Here is a 17,641-nt window from a genome sequence, read left to right on the forward strand (position 1 = left end):
GGGCCCAGCCATGCATCCGACCGGAGGACGGCCGCTTCCATGCTTCGCACACCGGACAGCACGGACACGTCGGTGAACCCACCGGCTCCAGCGGAGCGGCACGAGCCGGATGAGAGCGAAGGGCCTGCGCGTCTGCTCGCGCAACGCGGGCTGTTCTACGGCCCCTCGTCGCTCGTCCCCGAGGACCTGTACTCACGCGTCGAGCGCGGTGCCGCCGAGCGCGACCGCACGGGCGTCCGGATCGAGCCCAACAGCCTGGTCAGCACCAACACGTACTTCGGGCGCTTCCACGCCACCTACTGGCAGCGCTGGACGGCCGCCACCGAGGTCGAGGTCGACGCCGTCGTGTCCGGCACCGGTCGCGTGCGACTGATGGCGTCCGACACCAACAAGGTCTGGCGCATCGTCGCGGCGGCCGAGCTCACCGACGCCAAGGAGCGCCACGTCCGGCTGGTCGGGCGCATCGACCGCTTCGTCGACGGCGGCGGGATGTGGCTGGAGCTCGCCACCGAGACCGGCGAGCTCTCGGTCACCGACGTCCGGTGGAGCGTCGCCACCGAGCGTCCGCTCGCCCGCACCGACGTCGTGATCTGCACGTTCAACCGTGTGGACGACTGCCTAAACACCATGCAGGCGCTCGCCGACGACCCGCTCGCGCTCTCGCGCGTCGGCACGATCCACGTCGTCGACCAGGGCAACGACACGCTCGAGTCGCGGCCGCGGTTCGCCGGTGTCGCCGCCGCGCTCGGCGAGCAGCTGAACTACGTCCGCCAGCCCAACCTCGGCGGCGCGGCCGGTTTCACGCGCGGCATCTTCAACGCGATGGCCGGCGAGCCGCACGAGCAGGCCGACATCATCATCATGGACGACGACGTCCTGCTCGAGCCGGAGATCCTGATCCGCCTCACCGGGTTCGCCGCCAGCACGACGCACCCGACGATCGTCGGCGGGCAGATGCTGAACCTCCTGCACCCCGCTCAGCTGCACATTTCGGCGGAGTACGCCGACATCGAGCTGCTGCGGGTCGGCATCCCGATGCCGGGCGCGCTGCACGAGGCCAACCTGCTCGGCGTCGACAAGGAGGGCTTGCCCGTCAACCAGGAGCGGCGGGTCGACACCGAGTACAACGGCTGGTGGTCGTGCCTGATCCCGGCCGCGATCGTGCGGGCGATCGGCTACCCGCTCCCCCTGTTCTTCCAGTGGGACGACGTCGAGTTCGGCTACCGCGCACGAGCGGCCGGGTTCCCGACCGTCTCGCTGCCGGGGGCCGGCGTGTGGCACGCCGACTTCGGGTGGAAGGACTGGGACGAGTGGCACCGGTACTTCAACATGCGCAACGGCCTCATCACCGCCGCGCTGCACACCGGCTTCTCGACCAGGCGGATCGTCGGCAGGCTCAGCCAGACGCTCTCGCACTACCTCGTCTCGATGCACTACGGCCTCTCGGCCACGATGCTCACCGCGATCGAGGACTTCCTGAAGGGTCCGGAGATCCTGCATGACGGCTCGGCGGCCGCCGCCGCGGAGATCCGTCGCATCCGGGCCGCGTACCCGGAGACCGTCATGCACCCGATGCGCGAGGTCGGCGGCGACAAGAAGGACTTCCGCGAGGTGCAGGTCGTCCGCGCGGCCAACCCGCCCGGCCGGCCGAACCTGACCTGGCTCAAGCGGCTCGCGTTCCTGCTGCTGGAGCGGGCGCCGCACCGCACGGGCTTCGTCCCGGCCGGCGACGCGCACTGGTGGCACGTCTCGACGTTCGAGAAGGCGCTGGTCGCAGACATGTCCGAGCAGGGCTTCCGGGTGCGCACCCGCGACCGCAAGCTTGCGCTGCAGCTGGCCCGGCGCGGCGCGCGCGTCATGCGCAGGCTTGCCGTCGAGGGGCCGGGCGTGGCCGCGCGCTACCGGGCGGAGATGGGCAACCTGACCAGCCGCGCCAACTGGGCCCGCCTCTACGGCGTCGACGACCAGTAGAAGGTCCCCACCGTTTTGCCAACTTGCACACCCGCAAGGGCGTGCAGGTTGGCAAAACGGTGGGGAAGTTCGGGCTACTCCTGCTCGGCGGCCGGCTGGAAGATGCGCTTGTTCCACTCTTCGCGGCTGGTGAGGGTGGCGTCGGCGGCGCGGTAGGTGCCGCGCAGCTCCGGCCACCGCCTTCCAACCTCACGCAGCTGCTCGAACGAACGCTTGAGCATCACGCGGAACAGCTGCGGATCGCGCCGCCGGAACGTCACACCGCGCCCATCGGGTGTCGTGACGGTCGCCGAGTCGAGCAGCGACAGGATGAACCACTGCGCCTGCCGCGACGGCACGTTGCGCTGCGGCACGACGTGATGCGCCGGGTCGGGCTTCTTCAGGTTGTGCACGACGCTGCGGGCGAGGCCCTTCAGGATCGCGACCTTGCCCTTCGGCGGGTCGGGGAACGCCTGCGCCGCGAGCGCGTCGAGCTCGGAGAGCGGCACCTGCGTCGCCGAGTCGAGCGGGCGCCCGTCGTCGTACTCGGCCCGCTTGGCGCGGATCTGCCCGAGGATGGTCGGCAGGTTGCGGAACAGCTCGTCGGGGCCCGCGAGGAAGTCGCGCAGCGCCATCTCCTGCAGCGCGACGGCCGAGTACTCCATCAGCATCAGGTGCCGCAGCGTCCGCTTGAACGTGTCGACGACCAGCGCGCGCGGGTTGTCCGGCCCGCGCAGCGCGGCGGCGACGTACCGGTTGCGGTAGTGGAAGTACGCCTGCCAGTCGCTGGTGTCGTCCTTCTCCATGAACGACATGTGCCAAATCGCGATGCCGGGCACGGTCGCCGTGCGGTAGCCCTTCGCGCGGGCGCGCAGGCCGTACTCGGCGTCGTCCCACTTGATGAAGAGCGGCAGCGGCATGCCGACGTCCTCGGCCACCTCGCGCGGGATCAAGCACATCCACCACGCGTTGTAGTCGACGTCGGTGCGCCGGTGCAGCCACGGCGTCTGGCGCAGCGTGCGGTCGGCGAGGTCGTGGTGCGGCTCGGTGCCGGGTGCGTTGCGCCAGAGGAACGCGTTGCGGTCGACGACCTCGCCCATCGTGGAGAGCTGCGAGCGCACCTGCAGCGAGAGCATCTGCCCGCCGACGAGCATCGGCTCGCGCGCGTGGCGGGAGAACGCGACGGCCCGCAGGATCGAGTCGGGCTCCAGCAGGATGTCGTCGTCCATGTACAGGATCTGGGCGCAGTCGGTGTTCTCCAGCGCCTCGTACATGATCCGCGCGTAGCCGCCGGAACCGCCGAGGTTGGGCTGGTCGACGATCCGCAGCCTTTCGCCGAGCACAGCCGCCGCGGCCTCGAACCCCGGCTCGTCGCGCACCTTCTTCGTGCCCTGGTCGGGCACGATCACTGCGATGACGGACGCGAGCACGTCGGGGTCGGAGCCGATCGCGGTGAGCGTCGCGACGGCGTCGGCCGGCCGGTTGAACGTCGGCATGCCGATGGCGACGGCCGCGCGGCCCGGCGCCGGCACACCCGCGTACCAGCCGCCCGCGTGCAGGGTGAGCGAGCCGGTGTCGGTGGTGAGGTCGAACCAGTACCAGCCGCCGTCCTCGAACGGCCGCAGGTCGAGCGTCATCTCGACGTGCTGCCGGCCGGTGCCGCGCACCAGCTCGCCGCGCTCGAAGATGTGCGAGCCGTCGGCCTTGGTGCGGTAGACGTCGACCCGGCCGTGGCCCTCCAGCTCGAGCCGCAGGTGCACCTCGGTCAGCGCGCTCCAACGCCGCCAGTAGCTCGCCGGGAACGCGTTGAAGTACGCCCCGAACGACACCTCGCTCGCCTCACGCACCTCAGCGGACGTCCGCGAGGTGGCGTGCAAACGGCGGGCGCCGATCGACGAGCCGGAGAGGTTGACGACCTTCTCGACCGGCACGCCGGGGGCCGACGGCATCACCGTCAGCCGGATGCCCGTCCGCTCGTCCATGTAGAGGGAGCGCACGCTCATCGGGTCGCCGGTGCGCGGCAGGATCACGCGCTGCAGGAGGCTGCTGGCGGCGGGTTCTTCGACCGGGGTCGGCACGGGCTGCTCGATGGTCTGCGTCATGTGGTGCTGTCTCAGTCCTCGGAGGTCTCGGTGCCGGCCAGTGCGCGACCCTCGGTGAAGTAGGGCGTGATGCGGTTGTCGAACATGGTGAGCGCCGACCCGATCGCCATGTGCATGTCCAGGTACTTGTAGGTGCCGAGGCGCCCGCCGAACAGGATGTTCGCGTTGACGGTCTCCTTGCGCGCAAGCTCGCGGTAGCGCTGCAGCTTGCCGCGGTCCTCGGCGGTGTTGATCGGGTAATACGGCTCGTCGCCCGGCTCGGCGAAGCGCGAGAACTCGCGCACGATCACCGTCTTGTCGGTCGGGTACTCGCGCTCCGGGTGGAAGTGCCGGAACTCGAGGATCCGGGTGAAGGGCACCTCGGCGTCGTTGTAGTTGATGACGGTGGTGCCCTGGAAGTCGCCGGTGTCGGTCAGCACTTCCTGCTCGAAGTCGAGCGTCCGCCAGCCGAGGTCGCCCTCCGAGTAGTCGAAGTAGCGGTCGAGCGGCCCGGTGTAGACGGTGGGCGTCCCGGCCGGGATCTGCTCGCGGACGTCGAAGTAGTCGACGTCGAGGCGCACCTCGATGTTCGGGTGGTCGGCCATCTTCGAGAGCCACGCGGTGTACCCGTCGACGGGCAGGCCCTCGTAGGTGTCGTTGAAGTAGCGGGTGTCGTACGTGTAGCGCACGGGCAGGCGCGTGATGATCGACGGATCGAGCTCGCGCGGATCGGTCTGCCACTGCTTCGCGGAGTAGCCCTTGATGAACGCGTCGTAGAGCGGGCGCCCGATCAGCGAGATCGCCTTCTCCTCGAGGTTGCGGGCGTCCTTCGTCTCGAACTCGCTCGACAGCTCGGCGATCAACGCGCGGGCCTCGTCGGGCGTGTGCGCCTTGCCGAAGAACTGGTTGATCAGCGCGAGGTTCATCGGGAACGGGTAGACCTGGTCGGCGGCCCGAGCGAATACGCGGTGCTGGTAGCCGGTGAACTTCGTGAACCGGTTGCAGTACTCCCACACGCGTTCGTTGGAGGTGTGGAAGAGGTGCGCTCCGTAGCGGTGCACCTCGATGCCGGTCTCCGGCTCCGCTTCGGAGTAGGCGTTGCCACCGATGTGCGAACGCCGCTCGAGTACCAGCACCTTCTTGCCCAGCTCGGCGGCGGCCCGCTCGGCGATGGTCAGGCCGAAGAAGCCCGAGCCGACGATGACGAGGTCGTATCCCGCGTAGCTCACGACTCCTGAGGGTAGCGGCGCGGTTCGATCCTGCTGTTTCCACCCGCCAGTGTCGACTGTGCGTGATCATGCGTGTCGCCACCGTCATCGTCGCTGGTCTGTCTAGTGTCCATGGCCATGACGGAGCGACGGAGCTGGCTCCTCGCCGTGTCGAGGGGCCAGTGGCGGGCCGCCGTGCTCGTCGTCGCGCTCGTCACAACCGCGTTGAAGCTCTGGATCGCGGCGAACACGTTCGGCACCGACGACGTGCACTACTGGACGGAGTTCGCGCAGGGCGTCCGCGAGTTCGGGCCCTTCGGGATCTACGGGAAGCCGTTCGCCGCCCAGTACAACCACCCGCCGCTGACGAGCATGCTGCTCGCGTACGTCGCCTGGCTCACCGACCACGGCTTCGGGACGCTGCCGTACCTGATCCGGGTGCCGGCCTCGGTCGCGGACGTCGCGACGGCGTGGCTCGTGTTCGGGCTCGTCCGCGCCTACCGGGCGGTGCACCTGGCAGGGCTCGCCGGACTGGCCGTGGCGGTCAGCCCGGTGCTCGTCGTCATCTCGGGGTTCCACGGCAACACCGACCCGGTCTTCGTGATGTTCGCGCTGCTGGCCGTGTACCTGGTGGCCGTGCGGGGTTCGGCCGTCGGCGGCGGGTTCGCGTTCGCAGCGGCGGTGAGCATCAAGCTCGTGCCGGTCGTGCTCGCGCCGCTGCTGCTGGTGCTGCTGATCAGGGCGGGGTGGCGCGCGCTGGTCGCCTTCGTCATCGGCGCGGCGGCGCTCGCGGTTCCGCTGTGGGGGCCGTTGCTCGTGGCGGCGTGGCCGGAGTTCAGCGCCAACGTGCTCGGCTACCAGGGCATCGCGCTGCGCGAGTGGGGGCTGCCGCAGTTCCTCACCTGGGTGCGTGCGCCCGGGCGGCTGATCGAGCTGGTGGTGGGGCCGGGCCGGTTCGTCGTGCTGCTGCTCAGCGCGATCGTCCCGGCGTACCTCGTCTGGCGACGTCCGGCGGCGGTCGGGCCGGCCGTCGGCGTCGCGCTCGGCACGTTCCTGCTGCTCAGCCCGGCGTTCGGGATGCAGTACGTCGTCTGGCCGCTCGCCGCGGCCTACCTGGTCGGGAACGTCGTCGCGACCGTCTACAACGCCACGGCCAGCATGTTCGTGCTCGCCGTCTACTCAGACTGGAACGGTGTGGACGCTCCGTGGGGCTGGTTCGAGGCGGAGGCGATGCCGTTCCACTTCCAGGAGAAGGTGCTGATGATCCTGACGTGGTGCGCATTGGCCGCGGTTGTCACTCTCGGTATCGACCGGGCGTGGCGCCGCCCGAAGGAATTACCTACCGCGCGCGTCTCCATGGGGCATCCTGAAGAAAGGGGGATGATGCCCCGGTTGCCCGCAGAGATCTGACGGGCTCGGCTTGAGGAGAGCGCAGCGTGGCTGATTCGGCGCAACCGCGGATCGGGATCGTCGTCGTCGCGTACAACGCGGCGACGACATTGGTGAAGACGCTCGACCGGATCCCGCCGGAGTTCCGCGACCGGATCGCCGAGGTGCTGATCTTCGACGACGCGAGCGCCGACATGACCTACCGCCACGGCGAGGAGTGGGCGGCGCGCGCCGACACACCCAGGACGATCGTCGTGCGACACACCAAGAACCTCGGGTACGGCGGCAACCAGAAGGCCGCATATGCGCTGGCCAGGGAGCGAGGCCTGGACATCGTCGTGCTGCTGCACGGCGACGGCCAGTACCCGCCGGAGCTGCTGCCGGAGATGGTCGGGCCGCTGGTGCGCGGCGAGTGCGACGCCGTGTTCGGCTCGCGCATGATGGTGCCGGGCGCGGCGAAGCAGGGCGGGATGCCGCTGTACAAGCGGATCGGCAACCGCGTGCTGACGACCGTCGAGAACGCGATGCTGGGCACCGAGCTCACCGAGTTCCATTCGGGTTACCGGGCCTACTCGATGCGGGCACTCGACTCCGTTCCGTTCGAGAACAACACGGATGATTTCGACTTCGACACTCAGATCATCATCCAGATGGTGGATGCCGGTAAACGGATCGTGGAGATTCCGGCGCCGGTCTTCTACGGCGACGAGATCTGCTACGTCAACGGCATGAAGTACGCGAAGGACGTCGTCCTCGACGTCCTGGAGTACCGGCTCGCCACCAAGGGCTTCGGCACGGCCGACTGGATCCCGACGCCCGCGGAGTACGCGTTCAAGGAGGGCGACGGCAGCTCGCACTCCGCGATGCTGGCGATGCTGCAGGGCCTCCCGCCGTCGCGCGTGCTCGACATCGGCTGCTCGGGCGGGCACCTCGCCGAGTGCGTGCGCGACCGCGGGCACCACGTCACCGGCGTCGACGTCATCGAGGTCGAGGGCGTCCGCTCGCGGATGAACGAGTTCGTCAAGGCCGACCTGAGCCAGGGCATCCCCGACGAGGTCGGCTCGGGGTACGACGTGATCATCGCGGGCGACATCATCGAGCACCTGCCGCGGCCGGCCGAGACGCTGCGCCAGATGCGCGCACTGCTGCGCCCCGGCGGCCAGGTGCTGCTCTCGGTGCCCAACTTCGGCCACTGGTACCCGCGCGTCCGCGTCGCGACCGGGCTGTTCGGCTACGACCGCCGCGGCATCCTCGACGACACCCACCTGCGGTTCTTCACCCGACGCATCCTGCGTCGGCTGGTGAAGCGCTGCGGCTTCGACATCCTCGACGAGCGCTCGACCGGCCTGCCGCTGGGCGCCGTCTCCGGGGCGGACGGGCGGAAGCTCGGCGTCATCAAGATGGTCGACCAGCAACTCGTCGCGCTCCGCCCGACGCTCTTCGGCTACCAGTGGATCATGAGATTGACCCCGCACGCCGAGGAGGCGCTCGTTGTTGAGGGAGGCTGAGCAGCCGCGATCCGTCCGACCGTCCGCGCAGAAACCATCCTGGAGCGCATTCATGACCCCGGTGAACATCGCGGTGCTGCTGTTCGCGGTGGCGTCCGCGGCCGGCGGGCAGGTGCTGCTGAAGTACGGCATGCAGCAGGCCGCCACCGGTGCGACCCGCACGGCGAGCTCGCTGGCGCTCAAGGCGGCGACGTCGCCGTGGGTGATCATCGGGCTGACGGTGTTCGCGATCTCCGCCGTGGCCTGGATGATCACGCTCAGCCGGATGCCGTTGAACATCGCCTACCCGTTCAACGCCCTCGGCTACCTCGTCATCCTGACCTCCAGCGTCCTGCTGCTGGGTGAGCGCGCGAACCTCTGGACGTGGATCGGTACCTCCACCGTCGTGGTCGGGCTCATCATCGTGGTGACCAACCGCCCCGCCTGACGCCCGTCCACTCCGCCTGCCGTATACACAGGGCGACCCGGGCACGGGAGGCTGCGGTGACGAAACGCCTGGTGACATAGACGACGAGCTGATCGCCGCCGCTCAAGCCGCCTCCGGTGAAGAGACGATCAAGGGCACGGTGCATCGCGCGCTCGAACTGATGGTGGAGCAGCGCAACCGTCGTGACACCGAACTTCGGCACAAGTGGTCCGCGCTCGGGCACGGCCTGGACGACCTGCACGCCGACGACGTCATGCGCCGGGCCTGGACCTGACCCCGAACTTCCCCACCGTTTTGGGTACTTGCGCGCTCGGACGGCGCGCATCCACCCAAAACGGTGGGGAAGTTGCTGGTCAGTAGGCTCACGGCGCGCTACCGGCACCGGCTGCGTCGACGAGGAGGGACCGCGGGGTCTATGAGCTGGCTCTCTACGGCCCCTGTCGTGCTGGTCGCGGTCGGATGGGTGCTCGTCCCCGGTCTCGCGACGACGTATGCGCTGGGGTTGCGCTCGATCACCGCGTGGGGTTCGGCGCCGCTCATCGGCATCGGGACGCTCGCGGTGACGGCCGTCGTGGCCCCGCGGCTCGGGCTGAGCTGGTCGCCGGTCGTCGCACTCGGTGCCGCGGCGATCCTCGCGCTGGTGATCCTGCTGGTCAGGCTGGGTGTGCGGCGGGTGCGCAAGACCGACGCGCCGGAACGCGGCGCGGGCGCGGAACACCGCCCGGCCATCGCAGCCGGCATCGGGATGGCCGTCGCCGTCGCCGTCGGCATCCTGACCGGCGTCCGGGGCATGATCACCCCGAGCACGCTCTCGCAGACCTACGACGCGGTGTTCCACTACAACGCGGTCGCCGAGATCCTCGCCTCCGGCAACGGCTCGTCGCTGACCATCGGGACGCTGACCAGCCCCGGCGCCACCTCCGCCTTCTACCCGGCGGCGTGGCACGACCTGGTCTCGCTGGTCGCGATGCTGAGCGGCGCAACCGTCCCGGTGGCCACGAACATCACCGCGATCGTCGTCGCCGCGGTCGTCTGGCCGCTCTCGTGCCTGGTGCTCGTGCGGCAGCTGCTCGGCCGATCCGTCGTCGCGGCGCTGCTGACCCCGCCGGTCGCCGTCGCGTTCGTCGCGTTCCCGTGGTCGTTGATGACCTACGGCGTGCTGTGGCCGAACTTCATCGGGCTCGCGCTCGTCCCGGCCGCGCTCGCCGTCGTCGTGACGTTCACCGGGCACGTCGTGGACAGCACCATCCGGACGGGGCAGGCGGTTGTCGTCGCCGGGTTCGCCGTCGTCGGGCTCGGGCTGGCGCACCCCAACACGCTGTTCAGCCTCGCGGTGATCGGCGTCGTGCCGATCCTCTTCTGGTTCGTCGGCCTGCTGCGCAGGTTGATCCTGGCGCGCCGGTGGATCCTCGCGGTGGCGCTGGCGGTTGTGGTCAGTGCGATCGGCGTCGCCGGGCTGGGCTTCATGCTCACCTCGCCGCTGCTCGCCGACGTCCGCGCGTTCGACTGGCCCGCCTACCAAACCCCGCCGCAGGCCATCGGCGAAGTACTGCTGAACGCCACCAACCACCGCGAGGCGGCGTGGACGATCTCGCTCGTCGTGATCATCGGGATGGTGGCCGCGGCGCAGCAGATGTCCACCCGGTGGCTGCTCCCGGCGCACCTGCTCTCCGGCGCGCTGTTCATGCTGGCATCGTCGCTGGAGTCCGTGCTGGCCGCGACGCTCACCGGGATCTGGTACAACGACTCGTTCCGGCTGGCCGCCATGCTGCCGATCACCGGTGTGCCGCTGGCCGTCGCGGGCCTGATCGGCGCGGGCACGTGGGCCGCCGCCGCGCTGCCCGACGTCCGTGCGCTGCAGCCGGCGGTGCTCGCCGTCGTGGCCACGGTGCTGCTGGCGGTGTTCTCCAGCGGGCTCTACATCCGCGACCACGCCGACCTCTTCCGCGAGTCGTACGCCCCACCCGCCAAGGACGGGCTCGTCACGCCGCAGCGCCGTGCGTTCCTGGAGGAGGTCGGCGGGATCGTGCCGCCCGGGGTGGTGGTCGCGCAGAACCCGTGGTCGGGCAGCGCGCTGCTGCCACCGCTGACCGGCACGAAGGTGCTGTTCCCCGCCCTGGTCGGCGCCTGGACCGAGGATCAGCGCTACCTCGCCGAACACCTGCGGGAGGCGTCGAGCGACCCGCAGGTATGTGTGGTCGCCCGCCGGCTGAACGTCGAGTACATGCTGGTCGCCGAGGTGCGGTTCTGGCGGGACGACCGCCGCGCCAAGCAGTTCCCCGGCATCGCCGCGCCACAGGCGGGGTTCGAGCGGGTCGCGCAGAGCGGCGGCGACGAGCTCTACCGCCTCACGGCCTGCGGCACGACCACCTCGTAAGTTCCCCACCGTTTTGCCTACTTGCACACCGTTTCGGGTGTGCAGGTTGGCAAAACGGTGGGGAAGTCAGCGGGACAGACCGAACGCGTGGCCGAGCAGGGTGCCGGCGCCGTGCTTCTGCTTGAGCGCCGCGGGGAGCTGGGTCAGCGCGTTGAGGCGCGACGAGACGTGCCGGCGGGCGGCTCGGGCGGCCCGCGGCCAGCCGCGCACCGCCATCCGGTCGGCCGTCTCGACGAAGAACGCCCGCTCCTCGGCGAACCGCCGCCCGTCGACGGCCTGTGCCGACGATACGGACGCGCTGTGGCGCCGGTAGCGGAAGCACGTGGCCGGCTCGACGAGCAGCGATTCGCCCTCGATCACGAGGTCGATCACCAGCGCGAGGTCCTGCACCACGGAGAGCCCTTCGCGGAACCCGGTGCGCCGCAGCGGCTCGGCCTTCCAACAGATCGACGGGAAGTAGAGCCAGTTGCCGCGCAGCAGGCTCGTCGCCAGTTGCTCACCGGCCAGCACCGTCGGCTCCGTGACCTTCGGCGCGTAGAGCTTGCTCTTGGCGACGTCGGCGATCGTGCTGGTCGGCGCGCCGTGCTCGTCGACGACCTCGACCCCGGGCTGGATGATCGCCACCTCGGGGTGTGCCTTGTGCGCGGCGCGGACGGTGCCGATGTAGCCGGGCAGCATGAGGTCGTCCGAACCGATGATCACCGCGAGCTCGTGCTCGACGAGCGAGACGCACTTCTGGAAGTTCCGGTTGATCCCCAGGTTCACGGGATTGCGCTGGTAGCGCACGCGCGGCTCGTCGAGACCCGCGCACCACGCCTCCAGCTCGGCGCCGGCCGCCTCGCCGGAGTCGTCGACGATCGTGAGCCGCCACGCGGAATCGTCCTGCGCGAGGACGCTGCGCACGGTGTCCTGGACGAGGTCGAGCCTGCCGTAGTGCGGCAGCATGACGTCGACGGTCGTCACTGCTTCGCGTCCGCTGTTTCGATGGTCGGCCGCTTCGCGTCCTCCGTCACCACCGGCGTGCGGTCACCATCCCCCGTCGCCACCGAGAGCACCTCGGCCGAGCGGAGGCCGCGCTCGCTGTTGACCATCTCGGCCTCGCGGATCGCGACGGTCCGCGCGAGCTCGGTGTAGCGCCGGTCGACCACCCGGAACCGCTGGTACATGCTGAACATGCCGGCCATGAAGGCGACGACGAGCGCGTAGAGCACGAGGTCGGTGCCTCGCCCGACGCCGAGCATCTTCGCGATGGCGGTGAGGTCGTCGGGCCGCATCACGGCGTAGACGTTGGCCAGCGCGAAGAGCACCAGCCCGACCCGCTTGCTGGCCTGCACGTACGTCGCGTTGCTGCTGCGGACGAACACGAACAGGACCAGCAGGACGGCGATGACGAGCACGAACTGGATCAGCATGGGTCAGCCTCCCCGGTGACGCACGGACAGGTCGAAGAGGATGTTGACGCCGTTCAGCAGCGACTGCCCCTTGCTGCGGGAGTACTCCGTGTACCGGATCGAAACCGGTATCTCGCGGACCCGCCACGAGGATCGGCCCAGGTAGGAGACGATCTCGGAGGCGTGCGCCATGCCGTTCATGGTGATCTGCAGATCGTCGGCGACCGGCCGCGTGATCACCCGCAACCCGTTGTGGGCGTCGGTGAGCTTGAGCTTGCGCCCCGCCGGGCTGAGCAGCACCGCGGTGCGCAGCACGATCCGCTTGAGCAGCGGCACCGAGGCGGCGTCCTCCGCGAAGCGGGTGCCGAGCACGAGGTCGGCCTCGCCGGAGCGGGCGACGTCCAGCATCTTCGACGCGTCCTCGAGCCGGTGCTGCCCGTCGGCGTCGAAGGTGATGAAGTACCGCGCGCCGGGCCGGGCCTTGGCGTAGGAGAGGCCGGTCTGCAGCGCCGCGCCCTGGCCGAGGTTCACCGGGTGCCGGACGAGGTGCGCGCCGGTGCGCAGCACCGTCTCGACGGAGCCGTCGTGGCTGCCGTCGTCGATGCAGACGACGTTCGGGAAGACCTCCAGGACCTGCTGGATGACCGACTCCAGCACCTGCGCCTCGTTGTAGACGGGGATGATGACCCAGACGTCGTCGTTCACCTTGCCGTTGCGGGAGCCGGCCACGGCAGCCGTGTCCGACGGTGGTGCGTCCAACGGAGACCTCTCAGGCTTCTCGGGCATTTGTGCGGCGCCAACCTACCTGCGCGCGGTTGTCGGGCTCGGGGCGGCCAGTGCGCGGACCGCCCCGCCGCCCAGCACTGCCAGCACGACGGCGGGCCCGGCGAGCTGGGCGGCCAGCGCCATCGTGATGGGGTCGCCGGGCAGCACGACGACAACGAGGAAGACGATCGAACCCGCGATCCAGCCGATCGTGACCAGCCGCTGGCGGCCGATCGCCACCAGGGTGGGCTGCACGACCAGCGCCAGCATCATGATCAGGGTGGCCACCCCGAGCAGCGCGATCATGCCGGCAGACGGAGCGAAAGCGGTGTTGAACAGCACCTCGGCCGCCCACGGGCCGAGCAGCGCGCAACCCAGGACGCCGGCGCCGCCCACCCCGAGCACCACGAGCAGCACCTGGCGCAGGCGCTGCACCAGCTCGTCGTGCTCACCGCGGGCGGCGGCCGCGCTCAGCTTCGGCAGCAGCACCGCCTGCACCGGGGCGAAGAGGAACAACGGGATCCGGGCCAGCACGAACGTCGAGCCGAAGACGCCCGCCGTCACCAGGTCGCCGGGCGACCGGTACGTCACGACGACGGGTGCGAGGTTCGCGAGCATCTGGCTCAGCGCGATGGCGCCCATCAGGTAGGCGAGCGACCGGCCCATCCCGGACGTGTCGCCCTGCACGTCCCCGGCGGGCGGCAGCCGCAGCGCCGGCGCGACGGCCAGCGCGGCCACCGCGGAACCGAGCGCGAACGCCAGCCCGTACGCGGCCGGCTGCTGCACCGCGACGATCAGCAGCACCACGCAGGGCAGCAACCGCACGCCACCCTCGACGTACAGGGTGCGGGCGTAGGCGGGGAACCGCTGCTGCCCGCCGAGCACACCGCGCGCCCAGTAGACGAGCGCGCAGCCCGCGATCGCGACGAGCAGCGCCACCAGCAGCCCGACCTGCCCGTCGAGCACGCGGCTGAGCACGAGCGGCCACGACGCCAGCACCAGCACGACGAGCCCGCCGAACGCCGCGAGCGCGAGCAGCGCGGCCCGCCGGACGATCGGACGCAGCGACTCACCGCGAGCGGCCGCGGAGCTGACGGCCCGGCTGGTCTCCTGCTCGACGGCGGCGAACACGCCGGCGCCGACGATGTTGACGATCAGGTAGAGCGAGATGAGCGCGCCCAGCGCGCCGGCCTCCGCGGGCGTCTCGAAGACGTGCCCGACGATCGCGACGAACGCGTACCCCGCCGCCCCGAGCACCCCCAGTCCGAGACCGAGGTGCACGGCCGTGTGCATACGGCTGGCAGGCACGTCCCGAACGGTACTCAGACCCTGGTGCGGCGGCCACGGACGTCAATCCGGGTCGCTCGCGCGCCCAGACGACGCCTCGCGGCGTTGCCGCCCTTGCAAAGACGCCCGGTCTGAGCTGCGGGCGGCGCCTTGCGACGCGCCGCCTGGATCACGCGATCAACCCGGTAACGTCCGCGGCCCCCGCACGAGCCAGCGTCACGAACTCGTTGTACGGGAAGACCTTCCCCGCCGCCCGCGGGAAGGGGAAGGAGTACTGCCGCACGACGTGCAAGCCCACCGCCTCGCACAACGAGGCGACCTCGGGGAACCCGCAGAACCGCACGTGCGTGGCGTCGGTCGTGTAGCCCTTCTCCTGCGGCGTGATGATCACGACCTTGCCGCCCGGCCGGACGTAGGGCAGGTAGGACTTCAGCACGCCGATCGCGTCGGACTCCGACATGTGCTCGACGAGGTGCGCCGCGAGCATGCTGTCGAACGAGCCGTGCTCGGCGGCCGAGCGCTTCATGAACTCCTCGGTCGTGTACGCCTCGAGCCCGCGCTCGCGCGCGATCGCGATCGAGGCGGCGTTGTGGTCGACCCCGACACCGTCGCCGCCGAGGTGGGCGAGGTTGCGGCCGAGTCCGCAGCCGACGTCGAGCGTGCGGCCGAGCTCCAGCCGCCGGATGTTCCAGCGGTAGGGCGCCTGCACGTCCAGCAGCTGCTTCCAGCGCGCCTGCTCCAGCGTCTGCAGCCGCTCCGCGTAGTCGGGAGCGTCGGTGCCTGGGCGGCTCTCGGAGGGCTCGGTCACCCCGACAGTGTGGCGAGCCCGGTGCCGTCGGTGAACACCGGGTCACCTGCTGGGACACTCTCGCTCGTGGTCAGCGTGGAGGAAACGGCGATCCCCGGTCTGCTGAAGATCGGGTTGGACGTGCACGAGGACGGGCGCGGGTGGTTCAAGGAGGGCTTCCAGCGCGCCAAGCTGGAGGCGCAGGGGTTCCCGGCGTTCGAGATCGTGCAGAACAACGTGTCCTACAACGCCGAGGTGGGGGTCACCCGCGGCATCCACGCCGAGCCGTGGGACAAGTACATCTCGCTCGCGCACGGGCGGGCGTTCGCGGCGATCGTCGACCTGCGCTCGGGCCCGACGTTCGGCGTCGTCGAGACGCTGGAGCTGACCCCGGCGAACGCCATCTACGTGCCGCGCGGCTGCGGCAACTCGTACCAGACGCTCACGCCGGACGTCGTCTACTCCTACCTGGTGAACGAGCACTGGTCGCCCGACGCGCAGTACACGCTGCTGCAGGCGTTCGACCCGGCGCTCGGCATCGAGTGGCCGATCGGGCCGGACGCGGCGATCCGCTCCGACAAGGACCGCGGGCACCCGCGGCTCGCCGACGTCGTCCCTGCGGGTGTCTGACATGCGCGTTCTGGTGCTGGGGGCCGGCGGTCAGGTCGGGAAGGCACTGGTCGCGGCGCTGCCGTGGGCGACGGCGCTGGGCCGGGCCGAACTGGACATCACCGCTCTGGACATCACCGATCCGGGCAGCGCGGGCGTCGAGTGGGCCGCGCACGACGTCGTGGTCAACGCCGCCGCGTACACCGACGTCGACGGCGCGGAGACCGCTGAAGGCAGGGTCGCCGCGTGGCAGGCCAACGCCTGCGGGCCCGCGGCGCTCGCCCGCGTCGCCGGCGAGCACGGCCTCACGCTGGTGCACATCTCCAGCGAGTACGTCTTCGACGGCCGCTCGCCCGAGCCGTACCCGGAGGACGCCCCGTTCGCGCCGCTCAGCGCGTACGGCGCGGCCAAGGCGGCCGGCGACATCGCCGTCGGCGCACTGGCCAGGCACTACATCGTGCGGCCAACGTGGCTGGTCGGCGACGGGCGCAACTTCGTCCGGACGATGATCGGCCTCGCCGCGAAGGGCGTCGAACCCGCGGTGGTCGCCGACCAGGTCGGGCGGCTGACGTTCGCGCGCGACGTCGCGGCCGCCGTCGTGCACCTGCTCATGAGCGACGCGCCGTTCGGCACCTACAACGTGACGGCGAGCGGCGAGCCCGCGTCGTGGGCGGACGTCGCCCGCGCGACCTACCAGCTGGCCGGCCGCGCCGACCTCACGGTGACCGACACGACGACGGAGGCCTACTTCGCCGGCAAGCCCGACGCTGCGCCGCGCCCGCGCAACAGCGTGCTCGACCTGACGAAGGCCGAGAAGGTCGGCATCGAGCTGCCGTCGTGGCGCTCACGGCTCGCCGAGTACGTCAACTCCGCGAACTGAGGCGACTCAAGGCGACTTGAGCGGCTCCCACCACGCGCGGTTCTCGGTGTACCAGCGCACCGTCTCGGCCAGCCCCTGCTCGAACGGCACCTGCGGCGAATAGCCGAGCTCGCCGGCGATCTTCGACCAGTCGACGCTGTAGCGGCGGTCGTGCGCCTTGCGGTCGGCCACCGGCTGGATCATCGACTCGTCGGCGCCGACCGCCGCCAGCAGCCGGTACGTCAGGTCGCGGTTGGTCAGCTCGGTGCCGCCGCCGATGTTGTAGATCTCCCCGTCGCGCCCCTTCTCCGCGACGAGCTGGATGCCGCGGCAGTGGTCGGCGACGTGCAGCCAGTCGCGCACGTTGAGGCCGTCGCCGTAGAGCGGCACCTTCCTGCCGTCGAGCAGGTTCGAGACGAAGAGCGGAATGACCTTCTCCGGGAACTGGTGCGGCCCGTAGTTGTTGGAGCAGCGTGTGACGCAGACGGGCAGGCCGTGGGTGCGGAAGTACGAGCGCGCCAGCAGGTCGGACGACGCCTTCGACGCCGAGTAGGGCGAGTTCGGCTCCAGCGGGTGCGTCTCGGGCCACGAACCGTGCTCGATCGAGCCGTACACCTCGTCGGTCGAGACGTGCACGAACCGCGACACCCCGGCGTCGAGCGCGGCCTGCAGCAGCACCTGCGTCCCGACGACGTTGGTGGAGACGAAGTCGGCCGCGCCCGCGATCGAGCGGTCGACGTGCGACTCGGCGGCGAAGTGCACGACGACGTCGGTGCCGGCCATCACCGCGGCGACCGCGGCAGGGTCGCGGATGTCGCCCTGCACGAACCGCATCCGCGGCGAGCCCTCGCACTCGGCGAGGTTGGTGAGCGTGCCCGCGTAGGTGAGCAGGTCGAACACGACGACCTCGGCATCCGCGAACGCCGGGTACGCGCCGCCGACGAGCGAGCGCACGTAGTGCGAGCCGATGAACCCGGCGCCGCCGGTGACCAGAACCTGCACG

Annotated in this window: 16 protein-coding genes; 8 read left to right on the forward strand and 8 right to left on the reverse strand. The window is 70.4% G+C overall.

The annotated features are described in order from the left end of the window. The first annotated feature begins 39 nt into the window (after positions 1-39). Positions 40-1,971 (forward strand): glycosyltransferase, encoded by a 1,932-nt coding sequence (locus LL648_RS04270; RefSeq protein WP_232661077.1) that lies wholly within the window; start codon positions 40-42, stop codon positions 1,969-1,971. A 74-nt stretch (positions 1,972-2,045) separates the two neighbouring features. Here the strand turns inward: LL648_RS04270 and LL648_RS04275 are convergent, their stop codons facing one another. Both LL648_RS04275 and glf read right to left on the reverse strand, forming a co-directional pair. Further along, entirely contained in the window at positions 2,046-4,052 is a 2,007-nt protein-coding gene (locus tag LL648_RS04275) for a glycosyltransferase (protein WP_232661078.1), read from the reverse strand. A gap of 11 nt (positions 4,053-4,063) precedes the next feature. Beyond that, positions 4,064-5,260: a UDP-galactopyranose mutase gene (gene glf, locus LL648_RS04280; protein WP_232661079.1), complete on the reverse strand. Its 1,197-nt coding sequence runs from the start codon at positions 5,258-5,260 to the stop codon at positions 4,064-4,066. A 117-nt stretch (positions 5,261-5,377) separates the two neighbouring features. Here glf and LL648_RS04285 point away from each other — a divergent pair, with 117 nt between their 5' ends. The 5 genes from LL648_RS04285 to LL648_RS04300 all read left to right on the forward strand — a co-directional run bounded on the left by LL648_RS04285 (position 5,378) and on the right by LL648_RS04300 (position 10,940). Then, the gene (locus tag LL648_RS04285) at positions 5,378-6,649 is read left to right on the forward strand and encodes a hypothetical protein (RefSeq protein WP_232661080.1); all 1,272 of its coding nucleotides are present in this window, start codon (positions 5,378-5,380) and stop codon (positions 6,647-6,649) included. Between the two features lie 26 nt (positions 6,650-6,675). Continuing rightward, entirely contained in the window at positions 6,676-8,136 is a 1,461-nt protein-coding gene (locus LL648_RS44985; RefSeq protein ID WP_232661081.1) for a bifunctional glycosyltransferase/class I SAM-dependent methyltransferase, read from the forward strand. Positions 8,137-8,188: 52 nt separating this feature from the next. Further along, positions 8,189-8,563, forward strand: a complete 375-nt coding sequence (locus LL648_RS04295) for an SMR family transporter (protein ID WP_232661082.1) — start codon at positions 8,189-8,191, stop codon at positions 8,561-8,563. A gap of 76 nt (positions 8,564-8,639) precedes the next feature. Further along, positions 8,640-8,837: a type II toxin-antitoxin system VapB family antitoxin gene (locus LL648_RS43730; protein WP_308190261.1), complete on the forward strand. Its 198-nt coding sequence runs from the start codon at positions 8,640-8,642 to the stop codon at positions 8,835-8,837. 141 nt (positions 8,838-8,978) lie between these two features. Next, on the forward strand, positions 8,979-10,940 hold the full coding sequence (locus LL648_RS04300) for a DUF6541 family protein (protein WP_232661083.1): 1,962 nt from the start codon (positions 8,979-8,981) through the stop codon (positions 10,938-10,940). Positions 10,941-11,006: 66 nt separating this feature from the next. On the opposite strand, the gene LL648_RS04305 is transcribed toward LL648_RS04300, so the two are convergent. The 5 genes from LL648_RS04305 to LL648_RS04325 all read right to left on the reverse strand — a co-directional run bounded on the left by LL648_RS04305 (position 11,007) and on the right by LL648_RS04325 (position 15,191). After that, positions 11,007-11,903, reverse strand: coding sequence for a glycosyltransferase family 2 protein (locus tag LL648_RS04305; RefSeq protein WP_232661084.1), 897 nt, complete (start codon positions 11,901-11,903; stop codon positions 11,007-11,009). Next, positions 11,900-12,352, reverse strand: a complete 453-nt coding sequence (locus tag LL648_RS04310) for a DUF2304 domain-containing protein (protein ID WP_232661085.1) — start codon at positions 12,350-12,352, stop codon at positions 11,900-11,902. Before LL648_RS04310 ends, LL648_RS04305 begins: the two co-directional genes overlap by 4 nt. Before the next feature lie 3 nt (positions 12,353-12,355). After that, positions 12,356-13,090 carry a glycosyltransferase family 2 protein gene (locus tag LL648_RS04315; RefSeq protein ID WP_232661086.1) on the reverse strand — a complete coding sequence of 245 codons (735 nt, stop codon included), beginning with the start codon at positions 13,088-13,090 and terminating at the stop codon, positions 12,356-12,358. Between the two features lie 42 nt (positions 13,091-13,132). Continuing rightward, positions 13,133-14,404, reverse strand: a complete 1,272-nt coding sequence (locus tag LL648_RS04320) for a lipopolysaccharide biosynthesis protein (RefSeq protein WP_232661087.1) — start codon at positions 14,402-14,404, stop codon at positions 13,133-13,135. 148 nt (positions 14,405-14,552) lie between these two features. After that, positions 14,553-15,191, reverse strand: a complete 639-nt coding sequence (locus LL648_RS04325) for a class I SAM-dependent methyltransferase (protein ID WP_232661088.1) — start codon at positions 15,189-15,191, stop codon at positions 14,553-14,555. Positions 15,192-15,257: 66 nt separating this feature from the next. On the opposite strand from LL648_RS04325, the gene LL648_RS04330 reads away from it, so the two are divergent. Both LL648_RS04330 and LL648_RS04335 read left to right on the forward strand, forming a co-directional pair. Next, positions 15,258-15,800: a dTDP-4-dehydrorhamnose 3,5-epimerase family protein gene (locus tag LL648_RS04330; RefSeq protein WP_232661089.1), complete on the forward strand. Its 543-nt coding sequence runs from the start codon at positions 15,258-15,260 to the stop codon at positions 15,798-15,800. Between the two features lies 1 nt (position 15,801). Then, positions 15,802-16,659 (forward strand): SDR family oxidoreductase, encoded by an 858-nt coding sequence (locus LL648_RS04335; RefSeq protein WP_232661090.1) that lies wholly within the window; start codon positions 15,802-15,804, stop codon positions 16,657-16,659. Between the two features lie 6 nt (positions 16,660-16,665). Here LL648_RS04335 and rfbB read toward each other — a convergent pair whose 3' ends face one another. After that, positions 16,666-17,640: a dTDP-glucose 4,6-dehydratase gene (rfbB, locus tag LL648_RS04340; protein ID WP_232661091.1), complete on the reverse strand. Its 975-nt coding sequence runs from the start codon at positions 17,638-17,640 to the stop codon at positions 16,666-16,668. Position 17,641 lies beyond the last annotated feature (1 nt).

Source organism: Pseudonocardia sp. TRM90224, assembly GCF_021245725.1.
In the GTDB taxonomy this organism is placed as follows: domain Bacteria; phylum Actinomycetota; class Actinomycetes; order Mycobacteriales; family Pseudonocardiaceae; genus Pseudonocardia.

Bases quoted from the DNA above. Each gene is read 5' to 3' on its own strand.
- LL648_RS04300 (WP_232661083.1), top strand. From the start codon at position 8,979: ATGAGCTGGCTCTCTACGGCCCCTGTCGTGCTGGTCGCGGTCGGATGG.
- LL648_RS04295 (WP_232661082.1), top strand. From the start codon at position 8,189: ATGACCCCGGTGAACATCGCGGTGCTGCTGTTCGCGGTGGCGTCCGCG.
- LL648_RS04335 (WP_232661090.1), top strand. From the start codon at position 15,802: ATGCGCGTTCTGGTGCTGGGGGCCGGCGGTCAGGTCGGGAAGGCACTG.
- LL648_RS04275 (WP_232661078.1), bottom strand. From the start codon at position 4,052: ATGACGCAGACCATCGAGCAGCCCGTGCCGACCCCGGTCGAAGAACCC.
- LL648_RS04270 (WP_232661077.1), top strand. From the start codon at position 40: ATGCTTCGCACACCGGACAGCACGGACACGTCGGTGAACCCACCGGCT.
- LL648_RS04310 (WP_232661085.1), bottom strand. From the start codon at position 12,352: ATGCTGATCCAGTTCGTGCTCGTCATCGCCGTCCTGCTGGTCCTGTTC.
- LL648_RS04285 (WP_232661080.1), top strand. From the start codon at position 5,378: ATGACGGAGCGACGGAGCTGGCTCCTCGCCGTGTCGAGGGGCCAGTGG.